This window comes from Thermoanaerobaculia bacterium (assembly GCA_035717485.1).
Lineage (GTDB): Bacteria > Acidobacteriota > Thermoanaerobaculia > UBA5066 > DATFVB01 > DATFVB01.
Genome location: DASTIQ010000315.1, coordinates 1 through 23,647, shown reverse-complemented (window position 1 = coordinate 23,647; position 23,647 = coordinate 1). Strand labels below are relative to the sequence as shown.

The window sequence follows — 23,647 nt, the reverse complement described above, 5'->3', positions numbered from 1 at the left end:
CCGCCGGTCCCCTTTCTGTCGTTCGGCCCGCGTCCTCGGCGGGCGATGGTCGATTTTATTCCTCGCTCCGGTCACCGATAGAGGAAGAGCATCGAATACAGGATCAGCCCGATCAGCACGAGCCCGATCGCGAGCGCGGTGAAGCCGAAACGGCGCCACATCCGGTTCGCCAGCGGGATCGGCGCCGGCATCTTCAGGCGCTCGAGCTCTCCGCTCTCGCGAAGCTGCCGGTACTCGAGCGGCCGGTCGTGCTTGAGCTCCTCGAGCGGAACTCCCGTCGTGAAGATCACGGTGTCGATCGGGAACTTCTCCGGACGGAAGTGGGTGTTGAAGAAATGGATGCTGAAGATGAAGCACACGGCGAGCAGCGCCTCGTCGCTGTGGATCGTCGTCGCCACGTTCACCATCCACCCGGGCAGCACTCGCGTGAAGACGGTCGGGAACCAGAGGATCAGGCCGGTCATGCCGATCACGGCCACGCCCCAGAACACCGCGAAGTAGTCGAACTTCTCCCAGTAGGTCCAGCGCCCGTAGCGGGGCCGCGGCCCCTTCTTCAGGAACCACTTGATCGATCCGACGAACTCGCGCCAGTCGCGGCGGTTGAGCATCATGCTGTCCGGACCGAAGACGAGCCGGATCCAGCTCTTCCCGCTCTTCCGCTTCTGGCGGACGAGGTCCCAGAGGTGGAGCCCGAAATAGGTGAAGGTCACGACCGCGCAGAAGCGGTGGATCAGGCCGGCCGCGACGAATCCGCCGAAGAGCCGCGCGAGGACGCGCGCCCACGGCGCGTAGGAGAACTTCAGCGTCATGCCGGTCGCCGCGAGCCCGAGGAAACTGCCGATCACCATCAGGTGCAGGTTCCGCTGGAACGTCGTGAAGCGGCGGACGTAGACGCGGTCGGCCTGGGCCTCGGCCGCGGCGGGGGCCTTTCCGTCGGCGAGCGAGCGGCGGAGCCAGAGCGCGGTGTGGGTGCCGGCGAACGTGAGCGTTCCGACGAGGAGGAACGTCATCCCCCAGAACGTGTAGAAGAGGAAGGGGTAGCGCTTCGGGTCGTGGTGCGTCGCGTGCGTGAGATATCCGGCGAACTGGCGGTGCGAACCGCTGTGGCACTTCCCGCACGTCTTGACGATGTTGGCGCGGGAGAGGCGCGAGCGGGGATCGGTCACGGGAAGGATGTCGTGCGACCCGTGGCAGTCGTAGCACTTGGCGGTCGCGAGATACCCGAGCTTCGAGACCTTTCCGTGGAACGTGTCGAAGTACGTCGCCGCGATCTTCTCGTGGCATCGGCCGCACTGGTCCATGATGTGGAGGCGGAAGTTCGAGAGGTCCGTCCGCTGGATGCTGTGAGCCGAGTGGCAGTCGCTGCAGACCGGAAGCGTCTTGTTCGTCCGGGTCACGGCCGTCGAATGGACGCTCGCGTTGAAGAGCTCGTAGATCCCGCGGTGGCACTTTGCGCAGGTCAGGGCGACGTTGGCGCGATTCACGGTCGACCGGGGGTCGGCCGACGGCAGCTCGCGGTGCGCGCTGTGGCAGTCGGCGCAGTTGGCGGTGACCGTGAGCCCCGACTCCATGAGGCCCTTGCCGTGGATGCTCTCGAGATAGTTCTCGACGATGTTCTTCTGGGCGCCCCGGTATCGGACGGCCGCCTTCTCGCCCGCGCGATGGCAGCGCGCGCACAGCGCCGGGACGTTCCGCGAGAACGTCGGGGAATTCAGGTCGGTCTTGGACAACGTCCCGTGCGGACTGTGGCAGTCCTGGCACGACGGCGCGTCGGGGCTGCCCTGCGCGAAGAGCTGACCGTGTCGGCTTTCCTTGTACTGGTCGACGACGGCGGCGTGGCAGATCGAGCAGTCGACGCGCGCCGCGATCGTGAGGCAGGGGCGGGTCTTCGAGGGGTCGCCGCCGGTGTGGCACTGCCCGCAGGCGATCTTCGCGTGGCGGGAATGCGCGAGCTCCTTCGCGTCCGTGAACATGGAGACGGTCTCGCCGCCCCGGGTTCCCTTCAGGTTCGGGTCGCCGTGGCAGCGCAGGCAGTCCTGGTCCGCCATTCCCTGCGAGTAGAAGACCTTCCGGATCTTGTGCGGAGAGTGGCAGTCGACGCAGGCGGGAATCAGGTGCGGCTGCTTCTCCCAGAGCTCGCCCCGGATCACCTTGCGGTGGACGATCTCGATCTGCGCGTGGCACTTCGTGCAGGTCTTCGCGATGTTCTCCTTGGCGATCGAGGAGCGGGGGTCGTTGTGGGGGAGCACGAAGTGCGCCGTGTGACAGCTCGTGCAGACGGCGGCGACGATCAGCCCGCGCTTGAAGAGACCTTCGCCGTGGATGCTGTCCATGTAGTTGCCGAGGATGTTCGTCTGCGGGATCTTCCGGGTGAGGCTGACGGCGGACCCTTCGCGGTGGCAGCCGCCGCAGAGGCGCGGGATCTGCATCGTCGAGGTCGGCGAACCGGGCGTTCCGGGACGGAGAACGTCGTGCGTGCCGTGGCAGCTCTTGCAGCCCGGGGCGTAGAGATCGCCGGCGGCGCTCTTCCGGCCGTGCACGCTCGCCGCATACTGCTTTCCCTCGTCCGAGTGGCAGGAGCCGCAGTCCACGCGCGCGAGCTTGTCCGGATGAGGGACTTCCTTGATGTCGGCATGGCAGGAAACGCAGTCGAGGTCCGCGTGGGGAGAGGATTTCAGGGCCGCCGCGTTGAACGGCGGGGCCTCGCCGGCTTTCCGCCGCCCGACGCGGACGCCCGGTTCGTGGCACGCGAGGCAGTCGTCCTTCGAGGGGGCCGGGTTCGCGGCCCCGGCCGCGGGGGCGAGCGCCAGGACCGCGAACAGGAGCGCGAGCGTTCTCGCCGGACGGATCATGCCGGGGGCGCCGGTGCGGGGGCGCCGGGCTCGGGTCCGGAACGGCGAAGCCGCTCGAGCTCGAGCGGGTGTTCCTCTTCCATTTCCTTCTCGGAGAGCATTCCGGTGAGCCAGGCGAGATTCATCGGGTACTCGTCCGGGTTGAAGATCACGAAATACAGGTGCCACACGACGATCGCGAGGAACGCGAGCCACGCCTCGTAGAAGTGGATCGTGCGGGAGACGTCGTAGCCGAGCTTCGTCAGGAGTCCGATGAAGGTGTTGTCGAACCACATGACGACGCCGGTGACCGTCATGACGATCGTGCCCCAGACCAGCGCCCAGTACTCCGCCTTTTCGGCGTACGAGAACCTTCCGTACATCGGCTTCTCTTTCGAGAGACCGAGGTTGTACTTGAGGGTCTTCCAGGCGTCCGTGAGGTCCTTCGGGCGCAGCCAGAGATCCGCGACGAGCTGGCGGCCGCGCGCGGAGAGGACGATGTAGGCGACGTGGACGAGGCTCGTCACCGTCATCACGACGCCCGCCGCGCGGTGGAGGACGCTCCGGAGCTCGAACGCCCTCGGGTTCATCCGCCGGATGAGCCGCACCCAGGCGGCGTCGGGGTAGTGGAGCATGAAGCCGGTGATGACGAGCAGGATGAACGGGAGGGCGACGCCCCCGTGCTGGAGCCGCTCGAAGAGCGTCATTCGCAGGTAGACGCCGTTCCCCGCGGGAGCTTCGACGTCCTTGCCCATCCGGATCCGGAATCGGTGCCGGAGCTTCCGGAGGAAGTCGAGCGCGTTGTGCGCGAGCATCCCGCCGATGACGCCGGCGATGAGCACGATGTAGATCGTCGCGATCACGAAGAGGAGCGGGTCCTTGTCCCTCGTGCCGGTGACGTGGACGCGGCCGAGCGCGAACCGGTCGTTCGCCTTCGGGTGACACCCGTTCTGGCCGCAGGTCGAGGCGAGGTTCGCCTTGGCGACGCGCGAGCGCGGATCGGAAGACGGAAGGATGTCGTGCGCGCCGTGGCAGCTCGCGCAGTTGGCGACCGAGGCGACCCCCCCGCGGGAATCCATGCCGTGGAAGCTGTCCGCGTAGCTCCGGGAGCGGTCGGTGGGCAGGTTGAATTTCTGCGCGAGCCGCAGCGAGCCGTGGCAGGGCGTGCAGACGCGCGCCGAGACGTTCGCCGCGGCGATCGGGGAGTTCGGATCACGGCGCGGGAGCACGGCGTGCTCGCCGTGGCAGTCGGTGCAGACGGGGGCGTCCTTCATCCCGCGAGCGAGCGCGGTTCCGTGAACGCTCGTGGCGTACTGGGCGGCTTCCGTCTTGTGGCACTTCGCGCAGAGGTGCGGAATCTCGAGCTTCCCGACGTTCGAGCCCGGCGAGAGGGGGTTGCTCATGCCGTGGGTTCCGTGACAGTCGATGCAGGTCGGCGCCGCACCGTTTCCGCGCGCGAGCGCGCGTCCGTGGACGCTCGTCTCGAAGGATTCGATGAACCCGGCGCTCGGCATCATCGCGCGGATCGCGGGGTTCTTGAGATGACAGGAGAGGCACATCTTCTCCTGCGCGATCTTGCGGGTCGCATACGGCACGCCGATCGAGCCGATCATGTCCTGGCGATGGCACGTGAGGCAGTCCGGCGCTCCCTTGACGGAGCGCGCGAGCGCGCGCCCGTGCGCCGAGAAGCGGAATTCGGCGACGACGTCGTCGTGGCACGATCCGCAGCCCGCGGCCGGGTCGCTCTTGAGCAGGAACGCGCGCGACGAGACGGGAACGACGCCGTGTCCGCCGTGGCACGACTGGCAGTCGACCGCGGGCGCGGCGCCGCCCTTCTTCGCTTCCGCGAGATCGCGGTGGAACGGGTGCTTGGCGGCGACGTCGTCGTGGCATCCGACGCACGCGACCGGGGTGATCTTCGCCTTGTGGGGAATCTCTCCGGGGTCGAATCCGGCGTGGCAGTCCACGCAGGAAAGACCCGCGGCTCCGTGAACGGACCGGGCGAGCTTCGCGGCGGCGACGAAGAGGGAGCGGCCCTTCGCGGATTTCAACGTCGCGTCGGAGTGGCAGCCGAGACAATCGGCATCGGCGGGCGGTTTCGCCTTGGCTTTCGTTTCGGCCCCGAGCGCGACGCCCGCCGCCGCGCACACCGCGATCAGAACGATCCTGAAGCTCTTCATGGTCTCACCGCGCGCCTTTTTGTCCGTCCGATGGACGGAAAACGGGGCCGGACTCCGTCCGGCCCCGGTGGTCAGCTGACGACTACTTCTGTTCCGGGCCTCCCGGGTATTCCTTGAGCCACGCCAGGTCGATCTCGGCAGCCTTCTTCTTGTCCTTTTCGCTCATGAGCCACTTGCCGCGATCGTTGAGCTCGTCCACCTTGAAGGTGTCCTTCTTGGGCATCTTCTCGGTGTGGCAGTAGAGACAGTTCTGGGCGGGCATACCGAGGTCCTTGGCGCCCTTCACCCACGACGCCTTGCCGAACGCGATTCCCTGGGAAGCGATCGACGCCAGGTAGAGCCCGCCGATGACGAGCCCGGTACGGGTAACCGATTTCATGTTCTCCTCCTGTGGCGCGCTCGGCGCCGAAATGACCCGGAAGAATCAGTCGAGTCGGACGAGATCGCCGGGCCCCGACGTCCCGGCGAGTCGGCGAACCTCGGCCGCCGGATATCGATAGTGCCCTCCCGGCGTGCGCTTGGCGGGGACTTTTCCTTCCCGGGCCCAGCGCGTGACGGTCGAAGCGGAAACCTGGAACAGCCGCGCCACTTCGGTGCGGCTCAGCCATTCTCCCGGGGAAGTCGTCTTCATGGATTCGGTTCTCGGCGGAAGAATCGGAGCGGGCGAAGCCGTTTCCCCGCCCGGCCCTCGGGTGCGGATGGTTCGGTTGAGGTCTTGCATTGGCCCTCCTCGAATCGGCGGTATGAGCCCGTTGCTCCTTTTGCCGCTTTCAGTCTCGCGAAAGTCACACGCGGACGCATGATGCAAACACTTCAATCTGCGGTCATTCCGCCGCGGCGACCCAGCTCTTCCGGGGCCGGCGGACGGCGGTGATCATCTTCAGCGCGCCCACCGCCTCGGCGCAGGTGAGACAGTCCCCGTCGGCGCTCCGGACGGGAGAGGCGTGCCGGAGCACGTCCGTCATCGAAATGATCCCTTTGAGCCGGCCGTCCTCCACGACGGGCAGCCGGTGGACCCGCGCGCCCTCCATGATCTGGAGGACGTCGTGGATCTCCTGGTCGGGCCGGCAGGAGACGACCCGGCCCGAGCAGACCTCGGCGAGGGGGATCTCGGCGGCGCGCCGGTCGTTCCGCACGAGGGCCATGCATAGATCCCGGTCGGTCACGACGCCGAGGACGTCGCCGTCCTTGCCCACGACGGGAACGAAGCCGCAGTTGTGGTCGAGCATCGTATTGGCGGCCGAAGCGACGGTCGCGTTCTCGGAACAGGACCAGACGTGGGTGGTCATCAGATCGCGAACCCGCATGCACGCCCTCCTTGCCGATCCGATCATGTCCCCCGGCCGGGAGCCGGTCTTGCTCCAAATGCATCATTTCGGCGCTCGAAGAGCGGCCGCGGAGGGTAGAGTGGAGGGGGGAGGGAGCCCGTGCGAGTCGAACAGCTGATGCACCGGAAGGTCGAGACGATCGGGGAGGACGGATCCGCGGAGCAGGCCCTGAAACGGATGCGCGCGCGGCGGCTGCGCCACCTCGTCGTGGTGCGGGGGGAGCGGGTGGTCGGGATCGTCTCGGACCGCGACATCGCGGGGCTCCTCGTCGGCAACCTCCGCATCGATCGGACGATCGACCAGGTGATGAGCCGCGGCGTCGCGGTCGTCGCGCCGGCGACGCCGGTCGAGGACGCCGCCTACCTGATGAGGCGGAGGAAGATCGGCGCGCTCCCGGTCGTCTCGGACGGGAAGCTCGTCGGCATCCTGACCGTCTCGGACCTGCTCGATCTCGTCTCCCGCGAGCTCGGCGCGAAGGCGAAGCGGCGACGGACCGGTAGAGCTCCCAGGAAAGCACTCCGCCGCGCTCGCTGAAGCCGTCGGGGAGACCGGCGGACCCCGGCTCCCCCTGCCGATTGGGTCGAGTTCGAGGCGCGGCGAGACGTCGTGGAAGACGGGCTCGGACGACTCGGCGCCGGGCCGCACGGGCCCGTATCACGCGGCGTATCGCCGCGCCGCTAAATCAACTGATGGCGGTAGGCGAACACGACCGCGGCCAGCTTCGTGTGCACGTCGAGCTTCTGCAGGATGCTCTGGACGTGGTTCCGCACCGTCACCGGGGCGATGAAGAGCTTCTCCGCGATCGCCGACGTCGAGAAGCCCTCGGCCAGGCAGCGGAGGATCTCCTTTTCGCGCGTCGTGAGCTCGACCGGCTGTCCCTCGGTCGTGAGAAGGGGCCAGCGCGTCGGGGGCGCCGCGGCGGCCTGCTTCGCGAGCGTCTTCTCGAGAGGAGACGCCGGAGCGCCGGTTTCCCGGATGACGTGCACGACGGCCGACAGGGAGGGGCGAACGGCCGGGACCGCGAACATCGAAACGGTCAGCTTCCGCTGCTCGCCCTTCTTGTCCTTGACGGAAAGCACGAAGGGCTGGACCGGATCGTCCTCGTTGTGCCGCGCCTGATGGGCGACGGGGCAGTTCTTGAAACAATACACATTTCCGTGCTCGTCCCGTCCCCCCATGACCTCGAAGCAGAGCTTTCCCAGGACCTTCTGGGCCTCGAAGCCGAGGATCTCCTCGCATCCCTTGTTCCAGTAGACGAGCCGGTCGGACGCGTCGATCGCGAAGGCGGCCTCGCCGCTCTTGGAAAGCAGATCGATCGCTTCGCGGACGGGTGACGGCATGACGTAATCCTAACAGAACCCGCACGGTGGGCATCCCGGCGACACGAGCAGGCCAACGGGCCGGGGGCGTCCATCACCGTGTCCGGACCCCGCGCCGGCAAGGGCTTCCGGGGGGGCTCGCCGGGGCCGCGGCGGGGGACTCCGCCCTGCCGCGGCCGACGGACTTCAGGCGACCGAAGGAACCGCGGCGGCCCGGAGCTTCGCCATCGCGGCCCCCGGCTCGATCCGGCTGTGGGTCGGGACGAGCAGCACGGGGCGGTCCGCGTCGCGAACGACAGTCCGCGCGTTCGAACCGAGCAGAAGACCCGACATCGCCGACCGGCCGGTGCCGGCGAGAGCGACGAGGTCGAAACCCGACTCGCGGGCGAAGTTCAGGATTCCCTCGGCCGGGAATTCCGCGGAAACGACATGGGCGTCGCTGACGGGAATCCCGAACCCGGGGGTGAGATGGGCACGCCAGCGGGCGATCTCGTCGGTGCCGGCGCGCAGGAGCGCTCCGGAATCGAGACGCCGGGTGCCGTGGCGGGCGAGCACGTAGAGGAGATGCGCCTCCGCACCGGCGGCCGCCGCGATCGCCATGCCCCAGTCCGCGCTCGCCCGCGACGCTTCGGAGAAATCGGTCGCGATGAGCACGCGGCGGAGCCGCCACTCCTCGGGGATGCTTCGATGGATCAGGAGAGGCGTCGTCGACTGCCGGAGGAGCGCGGACGTGAGCTGCCCGAGCCGGGTTTCCCGCATCTCCGGCCGCGTCGCGCGGATCACCGTCAGGTCCGCGCTCCAGGCGAACATCTCGCGGGTGACCTCCGCGATCGGAAACCCTTCCGCGACGTCGGTCTCGACGGCGAACCCCGCACGCTCGAGCGGTTCGGTGTTCCGGCGCGCGAGCTCGTTGGCGGCGAGGCGCGCCTCGCGGTCGATCCGCGTGATTTCCTCGAAATCGGCGTACATCTCGGGAAGGAAGGCGTCGGAATGGAGGGGGCGCGAGACGTAGAGCCGGCGCACGTGCGTCGCGGCCGGCGGAAAGATCGCGGAAAGCAGCGGAAGCACTTCGCTGCAGGACTCCTCCGGGGCCATCGGAAGGAGAATTCGAAATCGGTCCTTTTCGTTCATGATCGCCTCCAGGGAGGCGCGGCGGGCGTTGGGCGGCCGGCTGCCTCCGGGTTCGAGGCTAGCGGCGCGAGGCCCCGGGTTCCAGATCCAATCGGATCAAACGGCCCCGGTTTTCGGAGCGGCCCGCTCGGCCAGGGCGAGCGCCTCGTCCAGGTCGGCCGCGAGGTTTTCGCGTCCGTAGCGGTCGAGACCCCCGGCGCGGTCCAGCGCGAGGAACGGCTGCGCGTGGAGGCCCGCCAGGACGAAGCGGATCCCGCGCCGCCGGAAGGCCTCGTCCAGATCGTCCAGGACACGGATTCCGGTCGCGTCGATCGCCGGCACGTTGCGGAGCCGGAAGATGAAGGCGGACGGCTTCCGCGCGACGACGCCGAGGACGTCGAGGATCTTGTCGGCGGCTCCGAAGAAGAAAGGACCGTTGATCTCGTAGACCTCCACGCCGGGCGGAATGCGCCTCCGCGCGACGCCGCCCGGGTCGGCGAGCATCGTTCCGTCGGGAGACTCCTGGAACTCCCTCGTGATCGCCGCCACGTTCGTGACCTCGGCCATCCGGCGCATGAAGAGGAACGCCGAGAGAACGACCCCGACCTGCACGGCGACGGAGAGATCGACGACGACCGTCAGGAGAAAGGTGGCGAGCAGCACGAGGACGTCGCTCCGCGGCGCCTTCAGGAGCGTCGCGAAGGAGCGCCATTCGCTCATGTGGTACGCGACGACCGCGAGGATCGCCCCGAGGGTGGCGAGCGGAATCCGGCTCGCCCACCGCCCGAACAGGAGCAGCACCAGGAAGAGGGTCGCCGCGTGGATCATTCCGGCGACCGGCGTTCGTCCGCCGTTCTTCACGTTCGTCGCCGTGCGCGCGATCGCGCCGGTCGCGGGAATCCCCCCGAAGAGAGCCGAACCGACGTTGGCGACTCCCTGCGCGACGAGCTCCACGTTCGACTTGTGCCGGCTGCCGATCATGCCGTCGGCGACGACGGCCGAGAGGAGCGACTCGATCGCGGCGAGGAGCGCCACGGTCACCGCGGGGGAGAAGAGCTCGCGGACGCGGCCGATCGAGACCCGGGGGAGACGGGGCGCGGGAATTCCGGGGTGGAACGCGCCGAACCGGGAGCCGATCGTTTCGACCGGAACGTGCAGGAGGGCCACCGCCGCGGTCACGGCCACGATCGCGACGATCGGGCCGGGGATCTTCCTCCGAGACCTTCGGCCAGAACACGAGGATCGCCAGAGACGCCGCGGAGACCGCGATCGCGGGCCCGGAAGCGGTCGGCAGCGCCGCGCCGATCGCCTCCCACTTTTCGAAGAACGGGGCGGGAACCGACGCCATGCGAAGCCCGAGCAGGTCCCGAACTTCGGAGGAGAAGATGATCACGGCGATCCCGCTCGTGAAACCGGTGACGACGGGGTACGGGATGAACTTGATCGCCCCGCCGAAGCGCGCGAGGCCCATCGCCACGAGCAGGACTCCCGCGATCAGGGTGCAGACCGCGAGCCCGTCGGTGCCGTACTTCTCGACGATCCCGAAGACGATCACGACGAACGCTCCCGTCGGGCCACCGATCTGGACGCGGCTCCCCCCGAGGAAGGAGATCAGGAAACCGGCGACGACGGCGGTGACGAGGCCCCTCTCGGGAGTCACGCCGGAGGCGATCGCGAAAGCGAGCGCGAGCGGGATCGCGACGATTCCGACGACGACGCCGGCCTGGAGATCCGCCAGGAACTGCCGGCGTCGTAGCCGCGCAGGACGATGAACGTCTTCGGAAGGAAGGATGCCGTCACCGGATACCGCGCACGAAGAGGAGGATCGCGATGCCGAAGCCGATCACCGCGACCGCCGCGCGCGACTTCGCTTTTCCGATGCGCCGGGCGAAGCGGGCGCCGCCGTAACCCCCGGCGATCGCGCCGCCGATCATGACGAGCGCCGCCCGCCATTCGACGGCCCCGCGGAGGATGAAGTAAGCGGCGGCGACGGCGTTGATGCACATTCCGAAGAAGTTCTTCAGGCCGTTCATCGCGTGGATGTCGGAGAGGCCGAGGAAGCCGAGGGTCGCGAGCATCAGGATCCCGATCCCCGCTCCGAAGTAACCCCCGTAGACCGCCACGGCGAACTGGAAGAGGAGCGCCGCCGCGAGCCGGGCCGCCGAGCGCGGCTGGGCCGATCGCGCGGCGGACGACCTCGACACCGCGCCCTGCGCGAGGAAGAGCACCGTCGCGAAGAGGATCAGGAACGGCGCGAGGCGCTCGAACGCCTTTTCGGGCGTCCGGAGGAGGAGGATCGACCCGACGGCGCCTCCGAGCAGGCTCGGGACGAGGAGCGTCTTCAGCCACTCGCGATGCGTCGCGACGTCGCGGCGGTAGCCCCACATGCTGGCGGCCGCCCCCGGCCAGAGCGCGATCGTCGACGTCGCGTTGGCGACGATCGCCGATTCGCCGAGGAAGAGGAGGGTCGGATACGTGAGGATCGTGCCTCCGCCCGCCATCGCGTTCATCACCCCGGCGCCGAGCGACGAGGCGACGAGCACGAGGATGTGCGGGAGCGTCACGCGCGGAGGATTCTAGTCCGAAGCATTCGCGGGCGTGATCGCCCGCCGCCCGGATGCGGCAGAGGGAACTCCGGCGCGGAACCCGGGATGGCCGACCGCCGCGTTCCGCGGCGAACCGGCCGCGGATCTCACCGCACGCGGAGGACGGCCGCCCCCTCGATTTCGCCGCGGCGGATCCCGACGAGCGCCGCACCGGCCTGCTCGAGGGGGAACGTCTCGACGCGGGCGCGGATCGGGATCTCCGCCGCGAGCGCGAGGAACTCTTCCGCATCGCGCCGCGTGTAGCTGGCGACGCTTCGGACGCCGCGTTCCCAGTAGATCTCGTCGAACGGGAACGCGGGGATCGGACTCATGTGGATCGCGTTCACCGCGAGGGTGGCGCCGCGGTCGAGGCGGGGGAGCATCGCCGGAATCAGGTCCCCCGAGGGCGCGAACGTCACGGCGGCGTCGAGCGGGACGCCCGGCTCGTCCGAGACTTCTCCCGCCCAGACCGCGCCCATCTCGCGCGCGAGGCGCCGGTGCCGCTCCTCGCGCGTGAAGACGTAGACCTCGCATTTCCGGTGGAGCGCCACCTGGATCGCCAGGTGCGCCGAGGCCCCGAATCCGACGAGGCCGAGCCGGCCCCCGGGGCGGATCCCGGAGAGCGCCAGCGAACGGTATCCGATGATCCCCGCGCAAAGGAGCGGCGCGGCGGCTTCCGGGCGCAGCCCGGCGGGAAGCGGAAAGGCGAATGCCGCGCTGGCGACCATCGTTTCGGCCCAACCCCCGTCCCGGTCCCGGCCCGTGTGGAGCGGGGAAAGACAGAGGTTTTCGCGGGCCGTCGTGCAGAAGCGGCAGACCCCGCAGGTTCGCCAGAGCCAGCCGACGCCGACCGCGTCTCCCTCGCGGAAACCGGCAACGCCTCCGCCCACCTTCGCCACCCGCCCGGCGACCTGATGTCCCGGCACCACGGGCAGCGCCGCCGGCACCTCTCCGTCGAGGATGTGGAGATCCGTCCGGCAGACCCCGCACGCTTCGACGGCGATCGCGATCTCCCCGCGGCCGGGCTCGGGGCTCGGCCTCTCGGCGGGGTCGAGGAGGGCGTTCGTGCCGCTCCGCGAGAGGACCATCGCGCGCATGCCGCGATTGTCGCACCTCGCCGGACGCCGCGTCCGATGTGTACGATACCGGCCGTGCCGGAGCTTCCCGACGTCGCGGTGTACGTCGAGTGCCTCGAGCGGGCGATCGGCGGCCGCACCCTCGAGCGGGTGCGGATCGCGAGCCCGTTCGTGCTCCGCTCGTACGACCCGCCGATCTCGGAGGCCGAGGGAAAGGCCGTCCGCGGAGTCCGCCGGATCGGGAAGCGGGTGGTGTTCGCTCTCGACGGCGAGCTCTTCCTCGTCGTCCATCTCATGATCGCCGGCCGCTTCCACTGGAAGCCGAAGGGCGCGAGGATCGCGGGGAAGGTGAACCTCGCCTCCTTCGATTTCGATCGCGGCTCCCTGTTCCTCACCGAAGCGAGCCCGAAGAAGCGCGCTTCGATCCACCTCGTCCGGGGAGAGGATGCGCTCGCGTCGTTCGCCCGCGGCGGCATCGAGCCCCTCGAGGCGACGGCGGCGGAATTCGACGCCGTCCTGAGGTCGGAAAACCACACGCTGAAGCGCGCTCTGACCGACCCGCGGCTCTTTTCCGGGATCGGGAACGCGTATTCGGACGAGATCCTCCACGCCGCGAAACTCTCCCCCGTCAAGCTGACCGGCCGCCTCACCGCGCAAGAGAGGACACGGCTCTACGACGCGACGCGAACGACGCTCGCGCGCTGGATCGAGCGGATCCGGGCCGAAACCGGGGACGGCTTTCCCGAGAAGGTGACCGCGTTCCGGAAGGGGATGGCCGTTCACGGACGCTTCGGCGAGCCATGTCCCGATTGCGGCGCCCCCGTGCAGCGGATCGTCCACGGCGAGAACGAGGCGAACTACTGCGCTCCCTGCCAGACGGGCGGCAGGCTCCTCGCCGACCGGGCGCTCTCGCGGCTGATGCACGACTGGCCGAAGACCCTGGACGAATGGGAAGAGCGAAAACGGCGCTGACCGGCCCGCCGACGTTTGACGCCTCTCCGGACCCTCCGGGATAATCGTCCGAAACCCCCGGAGAAAGGAGAGGTCATGACACCCTTGTCGGCGCTCTGGCTCCCGATCCTGCTGTCGGCCGTGTTCGTGTTTCTCGCGAGCTCGATCCTTCACATGGGCCCGTTCTGGCACAAGAGCGACTACCCGAAGATCCCGCGCGAAGCGGAGGTGATGGACGCGCTCCGGCCCTTCGCCATTCCTCCCGGCGACTACATGCTTCCCCGCTGCTCGAGCGGCGCCGAGATGAAATCCGCGGAATTCAAGGAAAAGATGAACCGCGGGCCGGTGATGGTCGCGACCGTCTATCCCAACGGAGTGATGTCCATGGGAAGGAACCTCGCCCTCTGGTTCGTGTATCTCGTCGTCGTCGAGCTCTTCGCCGCCTACGTCACGAGCCGGGCGATCACCCCCGATTCGACGTTCCGGCGCGCCTTCCGGTTCACGGCGGCGGTCTCCTTCATCGGATACGTCCTCGCGCTCTGGCAGACCACGATCTGGTACCGCCGGGCCTTCAGTTCCGCGGTGAAGGAGACGATCGACGGGATCATCTATGCGGTGATCGCGGGGGCGACGTTCGGATGGCTCTGGCCACGTTGAAGATCGGGCGCGTCGATACGGGCTGCTATACGCGCCCGTGGCGGCCGCCGGCGGGCTCAACGTACGCCCCGGTACGCCTCGCCAGCCGGAGGCCGCCTCGAACGCGTCTTTCCGCCCGTCTCGGCGCGCCTCGTGGTTGCCCTCGAAGCGCGGCCGTGGGGAGAGACGCTTCTACGGGATTCCGCCGGTCAGAATGATCGCCAGCTTCTCCGGATCGATGTTTCCTCCCGACACGACCGCGACGATCCTGCCGGGACCCGTCTTTCCCGTGAGCGCGGCGGCGACGGCCGCGCCGCCGGCGCCCTCCGCGACGACGCGGTGGCGCTCGACGAGCGTCCGGATCGCGGCAGCGGTCTCCGCGAGGGAGACGACGATCGATCCCGCGAGGAGCTCGCGGACCATCGGCCACATCTCGGGGAGGAGCGCCTTGGCCCCGATGCCGTCGACGAAGCTCGGCGCGTAAGAGGGAACGGAGGGCGTCCCGGCCGCGAAGGAAGGAAACAGCGGCGCCGCCGTCTCGACCTCCGCGGCGAACACGCGCGCGGCGGGACGCCGCGCGCGGAAGGCGCAGGCGATTCCGGACGAGAGCCCGCCGCCGCCGTAGGGAACCACGACGGCATCGACGTCGGGGAGGTCTTCGACGATCTCGAGGCCGATCGTCCCGTTCCCCGCGATCACGCCGGGGTCGCTCACCGGATGGACGAAGAAGTCCCGGCGCTCCGGCGAGCCGTGCTCGGCGAGCACCCTCCACCAGGCGTCGAACGGTCTCTTCTCGATCGAGGCCCCGAGGCGCTCGATCGCCCGGATCTTCGCGGAGGGAGCGTGCTCCGGGACGATCACCGTGCACGGAATTCCCCGGCGCCGGGCGGCCCACGCGACTCCCTGCGCCATGTTTCCCGCGCTCGCCGTGTAGACGCCTCCCGCGAGCCGTTCCGGATCGGCCGAGGCGATCGCGTTGACGGCTCCGCGGATCTTGAAGGACCCGATCGGCTGAAGACACTCGAGCTTGAGATGGATTTCCACGCCCGGCGGAGCCTCGCCGTTCCACCGGACGAGCGGCGTCCGCAGGGCCGCCCCGGCGATGCGATCGCGCGCCGCGAGGATTTCCTCGATCGAAACGGGGGAGAGCGGCGTCACGGTTCCCGTCTTCCGCCGAAATCGAATTCGACGCCGATTCCCGCTTCGATCGCGCGCCGCCGGACGTGTTCCGCGGCCGCCCCGTCCTCGATCGCGAGGCCGAGGGATTTGAAGAGCGTGATCTCGTCCGGCGACCGTCGGCCGGCGGCCTTTCCGGTGAGCACGTCGCCGAGCTCCGCCCGGATGTGCTGCTCCGTCACGGCGCCCTCCGCCCGGGCGAAGAGGAAGTCCCCGGATTCGTTGAGGGTCGACTCGCGGCGATCGACGAAGAAAGAAGCCCGGGCCACCGCGGCGGAATCGAGCTCCCGTGCGGACGCGACGCTCGATCCCGCGGCGTTGACGTGCGCGCCGGGGGAGAGCCATTCGCCCCGAAGGACCGGCTCCTTCGACGACGTCGCCGTGCAGAGGAGGTCGGCGCCGCGAGCCGCTTCTTCCGCCGAAGAAGCGACTTCGATCGTCACCCGGTGGCGTGCTCCTTCCCGAGCCGCGAAGGCGCGCGCGTTCTCCGCCGACCGGCTCCAGATCCGGACGCGCCGGATGCGGCGGACGGCGAGCATCGCCTCGAGGTGACTGCGGGCCTGCGTTCCCGACCCGAAGATCGCGAGATCCCCGGCGTCGTTTCGCGCGAGAAGCCGCGTCGCGAGGCCGGAGACGGCGGCGGTGCGGATCGCGGTGATCGCGGTGGCGTCGGCGATGGCCACGAGCCGGCCGCGCTCGGCCTCGAAGAGGAGGACGACGCCCTGATGCGAATCGAGCTCCGTCCCGTGATTTCCCGGGAAGACGCTGACCACCTTCGCTCCCAGGCGCGCCGGCAGATAGCCCGGCATGACGCCGAGCCCTCCCGCGCGGTCCGGCGTCCACACGATCGTCCGCAGGGGCAGGCGCGCTTCGCCGTCCGAAAGGGCGCGAAAGGCCCCTTCCATCGCGTGGATCGCGTCGTCCATCGGGAGCAGGCGCCTCACGTCGGCGGCCGACAGCAGGAGAGTCATGGCGGGATTATCTCATTCGTGCGGCTGTACTTGAGCCGCCGTGGCACGGAAAGTGCTCCTCTTCCCCCTGGAGGTAGTCTGCGATGAAGAAAGCATGGGCGGGAATCGGCGTCCTCGTGATCGCGGCGGCGGGGGCCGGGATCTCGCGCGCGAGCGACGACGTCGTCGTCACTGGATACGTCAGCGACAGCATGTGCGGTCTCGATCATTCGGCGATGCAGGACAAGCACGGGGGTGTCGCGAAGTTCTCCGACGCCGCCTGCGTCAAGGCGTGCGTCGAAGGGGGCGCGAAGTACGTCCTCGCCGACCGCGAGGGGAACCGGACCTACAACCTGAAGGACCAGCACAAGATGGAGAAGTTCGCGGGCCAGCGGGTCCAGATCCGCGGCGATCTCAAGGGCGACATGCTCGACCCGGAAAAGGTGACGCTGGCGCCTTAGAAGTCGCGAGTCGGGTCGCGCCGCAGGCGCGACAGTCGCGAGTCACGAGTCGAGATTCGTCGAGTCGGAAAGGCGAAAGTCGAAGCCCCGCGAAAGCGGGGCTTTTCCGTTGTTCAGCTCCGCGGCTCGCGACGGAGCCGGCGGATGAGTTCTTCGCGTCGTTCCGTGAATCGCCATACCCTGAACAGAAGATTCCCGTTCACATCGCGAACCTTGATCGCTTCCTTCAGGTTCCCGGCTGGATCGACGACGATCGAGGAGAGCGAGTACGAGTCGCGCGTTCCGTCGAAACGAGTGACTTTCACCTGCTCGTCGTTTACCTCGTACAGACGAGGGTCGTGGTAGGTCTGATAGATAGCCACCCAGATTAAAAGCGAGACCACCGCTGCGAGAATTGCATAGGGCAGATACCCGGGCTCCCAATACTTGGCAAAGATGTATGCGATGTACGCGCAGAAACCGATTGTGACGGCGATCTGTAGAATGAACATGCCAAGCGAGTAGCGAAACGCGTCGCCGACCTCGGAGTCAATCTCTCCCCTAGTTGGGTTGCTCCAGATCGAATCCACCGCGGTCAATCATTAGACTCGACTAGGCCGCTGCGTCGAGCCCTCGCGGCGCGACAAAGTCTCGCGCGATCACTCGCCGAGACGACTCGCGCCGCGGGAGCGGAAGCACTGCGAGGGGGTGCCCGTCGCCGCGGTTGAGTCGCTCGTTCGGCGAGCCGCGTTCGCGATCCGAGCTCCGCGAGCGTCGCGAACGCGACGGGTTATTGCCACCGGAAGATCCGAAGCGCCACCACGAAGGTCACGATCCCCCACGCGGCGAGGATCGCCATCTCGCCCGCGTTCGTGGCGAGCGACTTTCCTTCGAGCATCACGGCGCGCAGCGCGTTGTTGAGCGCCGTCAGCGGGAGCGCCTGGATGAAGGGCTGGATCGCCTTGGGAAAACGGTCCGCCGAGAAGAACGACCCGGAGAGGAGCCACATCGGGATCATGACGAGGTTCATCAGCCCCGAGCCGGACTCGAGCGTCTGCGCCCGCGCCGTCGTGAGCAGCCCGATTCCGGCGAACGTGAACGCGCCGAGCACGCAAAGCGCCGCGAGCGACAGGATCGACCCGCGGATCGGGACCTTGAAGACGAGCACGCCGAACAGGAGGATGAACGGCACTTCGAAGGCGAGGAAGACGCTCCGGCCGAGCAGGTGCGAGAGTAGGTAGTCGCGCTTGCTCATCGGCGTCGCGGCGAGGAGCTTGAGCGTCTTCTTGATCCGCGACGTGAGCACCGAGAAGCCGATGCCCCACATTCCCGTTCCCATGAGGTTCAGCCCGAGGATGCCCGGGAGGAGGAAGTCAATGTAGCGAGAGCCCTTCTCCCGGACGAGCTCGGACCGCGTGGGCATCGGTTCCGGGGCTCCCGCGCCTCTCTGCACGGCGTGATCGAGCGCGAGCCGCGCCGTTCGCGACTCCGGCCGCGTGGGATCGTAGCGATACCGAAGAGGCGTTCCCGGCTCGACGAGGAGCGCGATTTTCCCGAACGTCAGCGCCCGGCGCGCCTCCGCCTCGTCGGCGAACTCCCGCACGGCGAGGTCGGCATCGCGGGACACGGCCGCGAGGATGGGCGGCGGGAGCGCGCCCGTTTCCACTCCGACGGCGATCTTCTCCGGCGGCTTTTCGCGGAACGCGAAGCCGAGCGCGAGCCCCATCAGGATCGGAAAGACGAACACCCAGAAAACGGCGCCCGGCTCCCGGAAGAACGCGAGGATCCGGATGCGGGTGAGCTCGAGGAGCGGCGGCGCGACCGGGGTCTTCGACCCGGAAGACGCCGACGTCGGGATCGCGGGCCCCCGGGCCGGGGGCATCGTCGGCCGAGGTTCACTCATCGCGCAGCTCCCGCCCGGTCAGGGCCACGAACACGTCTTCCAGCGTCGCGCGGTGCGTCGACAGCGTCACGAGCCGCGCGTTCTGCCGTTCGAGGAGCGGGAAGAGCGACGGGATCGCGGTGACGAGCGAATCGACGGAGACGAGCCATCGAGAGTCGCGCGCGCGGATTTCGCGGGCGCCCGCGATCCCGTGGACGTCCTCCTCCGCGATCATCGGCTCGCTCGAGAACTCGAGGATGTTCGACGCGTGGAGGCGCCCGATCAGCTCGGGAGGCGTGCCTTCCGCGATGATCTTTCCGTGGTCCATGATCGCGACGCGCGCGCAGAGCCGTTCCGCTTCGTCCATGTAGTGAGTCGTCAGGAGGATCGTCTTGCCCCGTTCGCGCAGCGCCTCGACCCGATCCCAGAGCTGGAGGCGGCTCTGCGGATCGAGCCCGGTCGTCGGCTCGTCCAGGAAGAGGACCTCGGGATCCCCCACGAGCGCGCACGCGACCGCGAGCCGCTGGCGCTGGCCGCCGGAGAGCTTGACGACCCACGTGTTCCTCTTCTCTTCCAGCGACAGGAACCGCATCGCCTCCTCGGGATCGATCCCGGCGTCGTAGAACGAGCGGAACAGCCGGAGCGTTTCGAACACCGTCAGCTTCTCGGTCGTGCGGGATTCCTGGAGCGAGACGCCGATCCGTCGGCGGATCGCCCGCGCGGCCGATTCCCACGCCATTCCGAGGATCTCCACTTCGCCGCCGTCGCGCACCGTGAGGCCCTCGAGGATCTCGATCGTCGTCGTCTTTCCGGCGCCGTTGGGGCCGAGCAGGCCGAAGCATTCGCCGCGGGGGATCTCGAGGTCCAGTCCGTTGACCGCCTGGACGGATCCGAACGCCTTTCGCAGGCCGCGGCAGCGGATCGCGGGAGATGTGTCGGAATTCACGCGCGACTTTTCTACCACAACGCGCGGCGGGGCCGGGACGTCGGGCGTTCCTTTATGATCGAAAACGTGGATCGAAAAGCGGACCGGTTCGCCAAGCCCGAGACGCCGCGTCCCGAAGGCCTGCTGGCCGGTCCGCGGCCGCGGCTCGCCGAGCTTCGTTCGGTTCTCCAGATCCTCGGCGAGTTCATCCGCGGGTTCCGCGCGCTGCATTTCGTCGGTCCCTGCGTCTGCGTCTTCGGCTCCGCGCGGTTCAAGGAGGACCATCCTTACTACGCCGTCGCGCGCGAGATGGGACGTCGCATCGCGAAGCTCGGTTTCACCGTCATGACCGGAGGCGGTCCCGGAATCATGGAGGCGGCCAACCGTGGCGCACGGGACGTCGGCGGCCCCTCGATCGGATGCAACATCGAGCTCCCGATGGAGCAGAAACCGAACCCGTACCTCGATCGCTGGATCACCTTCCACCATTTCTACATGCGGAAGGTGATGATGGTGAAGTACTCGTACGCCTTCGTCGTCATGCCCGGCGGCCTCGGCACGCTGGACGAGCTCTTCGAGTCCCTGACGCTCATCCAGACGAAGAAGATCCTCTCGTTTCCGGTCGTCGTGATGGAGAAGTCGTTCTGGGCGCCGATGACGGAAATGCTCGAGAAGATGGTCGCCGAGGCGACGATCGCCCCGGAGGACCTGCATCTCATCCTCCTCACCGATTCGATCGACGAGGCGATCGCCCACATCGAGAAGCACGCGATCGAGCAGTTCGGCCTGCGGCGAAGGAAAGCTCCCTCCCGGTCGCGGATCCTGCGGGAGCCGGCTCATCCCAAACCGAGCCGGCGTCCTGTCCCGGCGGCCCGTCGCTAGCCGGCGCCGGCAAGCATGGACGTTTTCCGCCCGCGGCCGGAAGGACGCGTCAGCTGATCTGTTTGGTGAGGGTATCGGCCGGCAGGTCGTACTCAGACGCGCGAATTTCCCGCATCCCGTCCGCTTCCCAGATCCCCATCTCGCGGAGGGGCGGCCGGTAGACGTGGAGCGAGAGCGAGCGGCCGCGCCGGGGAAAGAGCCGGTGGAGGAGCGTCGGGCTCGTCAGGCAGGTCGTCCCGGAGGCGCGATCGGCGCGCTCGAGCAGCTGCGGGCGGTCGTCGGGAGTCTCGAAGCACTCCTCGACGAGACCTCCCGACATCACGAGCATCGAGCCCATCACGCCGCGGTGATCGTGGATCGGGGTCTTCTGCCCGGATTCCCAGGCGATCATCATGATTTCCCAGTCGGGCGCGAGATACACCGGATGGCGCATGTATCGCTCGCCGCTGTAGCGCACGCGGTCGAGGCAGGACTCGACTTCGCGCGCGATCGGCAGGAGCACGGAGCCGGGCGTCGGCCGCTCGGTTCTCGCGGCGAGCTCGGCAAGGAGCTCCTGGATCCGCTGGGGAAGATTCACGGCGTCACTTTATCAATTTCTCGCGGCGAGCAGCCTCTCCGCCTCGCCGGTCATGCGGAACGAGAGCATCAGGCCGAACATCCGAAAATCGCCGCGCAGGGACCACCACGGATGGACGAAGGTCGCCGGCCGGTTCTTCTCGATCGCGAAGTGCGAGAACCACGCGAGGCCATAGGCGAACGCGGGAGCAGCCGCGGCGAGCGCCGGACGGCGGAGCGCCGCCGAAGCCCCGAGGATCGCCAGAGCCCCGGCCGTGCCCGCGAAGTGCAGCCGCCGCGTCGCGGGCTTCGCGTGCTGCGACACGTAGAAGGGCCAGAAATCCTCGAAGCTCGCGAAGCGTCCGTTCACGGCTTCGGCCGGAAGACCGCGGCGTCGACGCCCGCCGCCGCTTCGCGCCACTCCGCGTCGGCTCCGCGTGCGTCGTCGGCGCGCTTCTGCGCCTCCAGGCTCGCGACGAGACCGGCGAGCGACCACGGGCTCTTCGGATTCCGGCGCAGGTCGTCGCGATAGACCCCCTCCGCTTCCTCCGCTTTTCCGGCGCGCAGGAGGGCGGCCCCCCAGCTCTCGCGGAGAGGGCGGTACCAGGGAGGCGGCTCGTCGTACGAGAGCCCGTCCTGGAGGTCGACCGCCTTCTTCCAGAGCGCGAGCGCGTCGCCCCGCCCGGCGATCTCGGCGCGGCGCGCCTCGAGAGAAGCGGCCGCGACGGCGAGCGCGTCCGCCCCCGTGTTGTTCCCCCAGGTCGCTTCCGGCGGGACGGCCCTCCGGGCCTGCGCGAAGGCCGCGGCTTCGGCGTCGGCCGCGGCGCGGTCGCCCTTTTCCGCGGCGGCCCAGGCGCGCGCGAAATGTCGGATCGCGCCCGCGAGGGGAAGTCCGGGATCGGGCTCGGCGAGCACCGCGTTCCAGTCGGCGAACCGCAGCTCGACGAACAGCGGCATCGGCACGACGAACTCGGCCATCGGCATCTCTCTGGCGATCGGCGCCGCGTTTTTCGCGAGCTCGTCGGCCGCCTTCTGCGCGTCGGCGCGCTTGCCCTGCATCATCGCCGCCGCCGCCAGGAACTGGAGATTGTGGTTGTAGTACATGGCGGGGTAGACGCCTTCGGCGTGGGTGCGCGCAATGTACGCTCGGTCCGCCTCGGCGGCGCGCTCATTGGCCCGGATCGCCCCCGGGTAATCGCCGGTCCGCATGTAGACGTGGGCCGGCATGTGGACGAGGTGTCCCGACGCCGGAGCGAGCGTTTCGAGGCGTTTCGCGCTCCCGATCGCCCGTTCCGGATGGCCGGACGCCTCGACGGCATGGATGAAATAGTGATTCGCGCCGAGGTGCGAGGGATCGCGCTTCAGAACGGACTCGAGGACGGAGACGATCTCCTCCGTCCCCGGCTCCGGCGTGCCGTCCGGCTTCCAGAGCTTCCAGGGACGGAGATCCATGAGGCTTTCCGCGTACAGCGTCGCGGCGTCCAGGTCGTCGGGATATCGCTCGACGAGGTCCTTCATCGCGGCGGCGTAGTCCTCCGCACGCGCCTTGAGATTTCCTTTCGGATCGTCGGTGTAGCGGCGGGCGACCGCCCGCACGTAGGCCCGCTCCGGCTCCGGCGCGGAGGCGGCGAGGGCGAGCGCCTTCCGCGCCGCGTCGAAGGCCTTCTTTTCATGGTCGGGATCGACGTCCAGATTGATGTTCGGCCCGAGCGCCAGCGCGATTCCCCAGAGCGGCATCGCGGCCTTCGGGTCGAGGGCGGCGGCCTTCTCGAAGGATCGAATCGCCTCGTCGTGGTTGAATCCGTAGGCGAAAGCGAGACCCTGATCGAAGTATTTCTGCGCTTCCGGCGAGGAGGTCGCGATCGCGTGGTGGACGGCTCCCACGCCCGAAAACAGTTCCTGCGCGCGGGCGGGACCGATCGCCAGGAGCAGCAGCAGGGGAGCGATACGGCGCGTCATCGGTTCTCCTCCGGAAGAGACGGCGCCTCGAGCTCCAGCCGGACCGGCGCCAGGCAGCGCGAATCATCGCACGACTGGAATTCGACGTCGACGCCCACGGCGCCGCGGCCGGCCGCCTTCGCCGTCACCGAGAACTGCCCCGAGTAGACGGACAGCCGCTCGCCCGCGACGATCACGTCTTGCGCCGCCGGGTACGCCGGCTCGGCCGCGCCCGGCGTTCGGAGCGTCACGCGCGTCGGGACGAGGTCGGGGCGGGATGGATTCCGGCTCTGGACGTGCCAGCCGCCGTCGAGGAAGAACCGCACCTCCACCTCGCCGGGCCGCCGCGCGACGCGAACGCGGACCGGTCCGCGGGTCGCGGCCGCCGGGCGGGTCTCCGGGATGGCCGCGGTGGCCGAGGCGAGGATCGCCCACGAGGTCGCGGCGGAAGGAAACGCGCGCGCGTACGGCGCGGCCGATGCGAGCGCGGCGTCGGCCGCCCGCCGGAGATCCGGCGCCGCGGAAGCGCGGTCGAGCCGCAGGAGCACCCGCGCGGCGACCGCGTCGGGCGACGGGACCACCTGGTCGAGGTATTCCTTCGCGAGATCGAGGAGGCCCCGCTTTCCGGAATCGGGGGTCTCCGTCTGGAAGAAGCCGCCCGCCCCGGGATCGGCGAAGCGGCGCACCATCTCCGATGCGATCCCGCGGGCCCGTTCGGCGTACGCCTTCTCCCCCGTCGCGTCGGCGAGGTCGAGCAGCGCGTCGGCGAGAAAGGCGTAGTCCTCGAGGAACCCCGCGATCTTCCCCTTCCCGCCGCGCGATCCGTGGAGGACGCGGCCTCCCGCGAGGTGCGCGGCGAGGAGGAAGTCGGCGACCCGCCGGG

At 68.8% G+C, this 23,647-nt stretch carries 24 protein-coding genes and 1 pseudogene; 5 read left to right on the top strand and 20 right to left on the bottom strand.

Annotated features, from left to right (window positions below):
* Positions 1-71 precede the first annotated feature (71 nt).
* From VFS34_16420 to VFS34_16400, 5 genes are all read right to left on the bottom strand, one after another.
* Positions 72-2,852, bottom strand: a complete 2,781-nt coding sequence (locus tag VFS34_16420; protein ID HET9796036.1) for a cytochrome c3 family protein — start codon at positions 2,850-2,852, stop codon at positions 72-74.
* Complete coding sequence (locus VFS34_16415) at positions 2,849-5,011, bottom strand: cytochrome c3 family protein (GenBank protein ID HET9796035.1); 2,163 nt, start codon at positions 5,009-5,011, stop codon at positions 2,849-2,851. Before VFS34_16415 ends, VFS34_16420 begins: the two co-directional genes overlap by 4 nt.
* Before the next feature lie 82 nt (positions 5,012-5,093).
* Positions 5,094-5,390, bottom strand: a complete 297-nt coding sequence (locus VFS34_16410; protein HET9796034.1) for a hypothetical protein — start codon at positions 5,388-5,390, stop codon at positions 5,094-5,096.
* Between the two features lie 45 nt (positions 5,391-5,435).
* Positions 5,436-5,642, bottom strand: coding sequence for a helix-turn-helix domain-containing protein (locus VFS34_16405; GenBank protein ID HET9796033.1), 207 nt, complete (start codon positions 5,640-5,642; stop codon positions 5,436-5,438).
* Positions 5,643-5,835: 193 nt separating this feature from the next.
* A complete protein-coding gene (locus VFS34_16400) occupies positions 5,836-6,318 on the bottom strand; it encodes a CBS domain-containing protein (GenBank protein HET9796032.1) in 483 nt (160 codons plus the stop codon).
* Between the two features lie 120 nt (positions 6,319-6,438).
* On the opposite strand from VFS34_16400, the gene VFS34_16395 reads away from it, so the two are divergent.
* The gene (locus VFS34_16395) at positions 6,439-6,873 is read left to right on the top strand and encodes a CBS domain-containing protein (GenBank protein ID HET9796031.1); all 435 of its coding nucleotides are present in this window, start codon (positions 6,439-6,441) and stop codon (positions 6,871-6,873) included.
* 143 nt (positions 6,874-7,016) lie between these two features.
* Here the strand turns inward: VFS34_16395 and VFS34_16390 are convergent, their stop codons facing one another.
* From VFS34_16390 to VFS34_16365, 6 genes and pseudogenes are all read right to left on the bottom strand, one after another.
* Positions 7,017-7,679 (bottom strand): LuxR C-terminal-related transcriptional regulator, encoded by a 663-nt coding sequence (locus VFS34_16390; protein ID HET9796030.1) that lies wholly within the window; start codon positions 7,677-7,679, stop codon positions 7,017-7,019.
* Between the two features lie 165 nt (positions 7,680-7,844).
* Complete coding sequence (locus tag VFS34_16385) at positions 7,845-8,789, bottom strand: universal stress protein (protein HET9796029.1); 945 nt, start codon at positions 8,787-8,789, stop codon at positions 7,845-7,847.
* A 96-nt stretch (positions 8,790-8,885) separates the two neighbouring features.
* The gene (locus VFS34_16380; protein ID HET9796028.1) at positions 8,886-9,272 is read right to left on the bottom strand and encodes a sodium-independent anion transporter; all 387 of its coding nucleotides are present in this window, start codon (positions 9,270-9,272) and stop codon (positions 8,886-8,888) included.
* Positions 9,273-9,476: 204 nt separating this feature from the next.
* Positions 9,477-10,464 (bottom strand): annotated as a pseudogene (locus tag VFS34_16375) (SulP family inorganic anion transporter).
* A 100-nt stretch (positions 10,465-10,564) separates the two neighbouring features.
* Positions 10,565-11,332, bottom strand: coding sequence for a sulfite exporter TauE/SafE family protein (locus VFS34_16370; GenBank protein ID HET9796027.1), 768 nt, complete (start codon positions 11,330-11,332; stop codon positions 10,565-10,567).
* Between the two features lie 128 nt (positions 11,333-11,460).
* Complete coding sequence (locus VFS34_16365; protein HET9796026.1) at positions 11,461-12,450, bottom strand: zinc-dependent alcohol dehydrogenase family protein; 990 nt, start codon at positions 12,448-12,450, stop codon at positions 11,461-11,463.
* Between the two features lie 54 nt (positions 12,451-12,504).
* On the opposite strand from VFS34_16365, the gene VFS34_16360 reads away from it, so the two are divergent.
* Positions 12,505-13,401: a DNA-formamidopyrimidine glycosylase family protein gene (locus VFS34_16360; protein HET9796025.1), complete on the top strand. Its 897-nt coding sequence runs from the start codon at positions 12,505-12,507 to the stop codon at positions 13,399-13,401.
* A 75-nt stretch (positions 13,402-13,476) separates the two neighbouring features.
* Positions 13,477-14,037, top strand: a complete 561-nt coding sequence (locus VFS34_16355) for a hypothetical protein (GenBank protein HET9796024.1) — start codon at positions 13,477-13,479, stop codon at positions 14,035-14,037.
* A gap of 171 nt (positions 14,038-14,208) precedes the next feature.
* Here the strand turns inward: VFS34_16355 and VFS34_16350 are convergent, their stop codons facing one another.
* Positions 14,209-15,174 (bottom strand): pyridoxal-phosphate dependent enzyme, encoded by a 966-nt coding sequence (locus VFS34_16350; protein HET9796023.1) that lies wholly within the window; start codon positions 15,172-15,174, stop codon positions 14,209-14,211.
* Positions 15,171-16,163 (bottom strand): ornithine cyclodeaminase family protein, encoded by a 993-nt coding sequence (locus VFS34_16345; GenBank protein ID HET9796022.1) that lies wholly within the window; start codon positions 16,161-16,163, stop codon positions 15,171-15,173. The genes VFS34_16350 and VFS34_16345 overlap by 4 nt, the downstream gene beginning before the upstream one ends.
* 83 nt (positions 16,164-16,246) lie before the next feature.
* Here VFS34_16345 and VFS34_16340 point away from each other — a divergent pair, with 83 nt between their 5' ends.
* Positions 16,247-16,603 (top strand): DUF5818 domain-containing protein, encoded by a 357-nt coding sequence (locus VFS34_16340; protein HET9796021.1) that lies wholly within the window; start codon positions 16,247-16,249, stop codon positions 16,601-16,603.
* Positions 16,604-16,716: 113 nt separating this feature from the next.
* Here the strand turns inward: VFS34_16340 and VFS34_16335 are convergent, their stop codons facing one another.
* The 3 genes from VFS34_16335 to VFS34_16325 all read right to left on the bottom strand — a co-directional run bounded on the left by VFS34_16335 (position 16,717) and on the right by VFS34_16325 (position 19,410).
* On the bottom strand, positions 16,717-17,172 hold the full coding sequence (locus VFS34_16335; protein ID HET9796020.1) for a hypothetical protein: 456 nt from the start codon (positions 17,170-17,172) through the stop codon (positions 16,717-16,719).
* A gap of 200 nt (positions 17,173-17,372) precedes the next feature.
* On the bottom strand, positions 17,373-18,485 hold the full coding sequence (locus VFS34_16330) for an ABC transporter permease (GenBank protein ID HET9796019.1): 1,113 nt from the start codon (positions 18,483-18,485) through the stop codon (positions 17,373-17,375).
* Positions 18,478-19,410: an ABC transporter ATP-binding protein gene (locus VFS34_16325; GenBank protein ID HET9796018.1), complete on the bottom strand. Its 933-nt coding sequence runs from the start codon at positions 19,408-19,410 to the stop codon at positions 18,478-18,480. Before VFS34_16325 ends, VFS34_16330 begins: the two co-directional genes overlap by 8 nt.
* 66 nt (positions 19,411-19,476) lie before the next feature.
* Here VFS34_16325 and VFS34_16320 point away from each other — a divergent pair, with 66 nt between their 5' ends.
* On the top strand, positions 19,477-20,271 hold the full coding sequence (locus tag VFS34_16320) for a TIGR00730 family Rossman fold protein (protein HET9796017.1): 795 nt from the start codon (positions 19,477-19,479) through the stop codon (positions 20,269-20,271).
* A 49-nt stretch (positions 20,272-20,320) separates the two neighbouring features.
* On the opposite strand, the gene VFS34_16315 is transcribed toward VFS34_16320, so the two are convergent.
* The 4 genes from VFS34_16315 to VFS34_16300 form a co-directional block, all read right to left on the bottom strand.
* Positions 20,321-20,848 (bottom strand): cysteine dioxygenase family protein, encoded by a 528-nt coding sequence (locus tag VFS34_16315; protein ID HET9796016.1) that lies wholly within the window; start codon positions 20,846-20,848, stop codon positions 20,321-20,323.
* A gap of 12 nt (positions 20,849-20,860) precedes the next feature.
* Positions 20,861-21,196 carry a DUF962 domain-containing protein gene (locus VFS34_16310; protein ID HET9796015.1) on the bottom strand — a complete coding sequence of 112 codons (336 nt, stop codon included), beginning with the start codon at positions 21,194-21,196 and terminating at the stop codon, positions 20,861-20,863.
* Entirely contained in the window at positions 21,193-22,785 is a 1,593-nt protein-coding gene (locus VFS34_16305; GenBank protein HET9796014.1) for a hypothetical protein, read from the bottom strand. Before VFS34_16305 ends, VFS34_16310 begins: the two co-directional genes overlap by 4 nt.
* A partial coding sequence (locus VFS34_16300; protein HET9796013.1) for a hypothetical protein occupies positions 22,782-23,647 on the bottom strand: 866 nt, incomplete at its 5' end. The genes VFS34_16305 and VFS34_16300, both read right to left, overlap by 4 nt.

Bases quoted from the DNA above. Each gene is read 5' to 3' on its own strand.
- VFS34_16415 (HET9796035.1), bottom strand. From the start codon at position 5,011: ATGAAGAGCTTCAGGATCGTTCTGATCGCGGTGTGCGCGGCGGCGGGC.
- VFS34_16305 (HET9796014.1), bottom strand. From the start codon at position 22,785: ATGACGCGCCGTATCGCTCCCCTGCTGCTGCTCCTGGCGATCGGTCCC.
- VFS34_16400 (HET9796032.1), bottom strand. From the start codon at position 6,318: ATGCGGGTTCGCGATCTGATGACCACCCACGTCTGGTCCTGTTCCGAG.
- VFS34_16390 (HET9796030.1), bottom strand. From the start codon at position 7,679: ATGCCGTCACCCGTCCGCGAAGCGATCGATCTGCTTTCCAAGAGCGGC.
- VFS34_16345 (HET9796022.1), bottom strand. From the start codon at position 16,163: ATGACTCTCCTGCTGTCGGCCGCCGACGTGAGGCGCCTGCTCCCGATG.
- VFS34_16365 (HET9796026.1), bottom strand. From the start codon at position 12,450: ATGCGCGCGATGGTCCTCTCGCGGAGCGGCACGAACGCCCTCCTCGAC.
- VFS34_16330 (HET9796019.1), bottom strand. From the start codon at position 18,485: ATGAGTGAACCTCGGCCGACGATGCCCCCGGCCCGGGGGCCCGCGATC.
- VFS34_16380 (HET9796028.1), bottom strand. From the start codon at position 9,272: ATGCTCGCCGACCCGGGCGGCGTCGCGCGGAGGCGCATTCCGCCCGGC.
- VFS34_16385 (HET9796029.1), bottom strand. From the start codon at position 8,789: ATGAACGAAAAGGACCGATTTCGAATTCTCCTTCCGATGGCCCCGGAG.
- VFS34_16410 (HET9796034.1), bottom strand. From the start codon at position 5,390: ATGAAATCGGTTACCCGTACCGGGCTCGTCATCGGCGGGCTCTACCTG.
- VFS34_16355 (HET9796024.1), top strand. From the start codon at position 13,477: ATGACACCCTTGTCGGCGCTCTGGCTCCCGATCCTGCTGTCGGCCGTG.
- VFS34_16340 (HET9796021.1), top strand. From the start codon at position 16,247: ATGAAGAAAGCATGGGCGGGAATCGGCGTCCTCGTGATCGCGGCGGCG.
- VFS34_16405 (HET9796033.1), bottom strand. From the start codon at position 5,642: ATGAAGACGACTTCCCCGGGAGAATGGCTGAGCCGCACCGAAGTGGCG.
- VFS34_16420 (HET9796036.1), bottom strand. From the start codon at position 2,852: ATGATCCGTCCGGCGAGAACGCTCGCGCTCCTGTTCGCGGTCCTGGCG.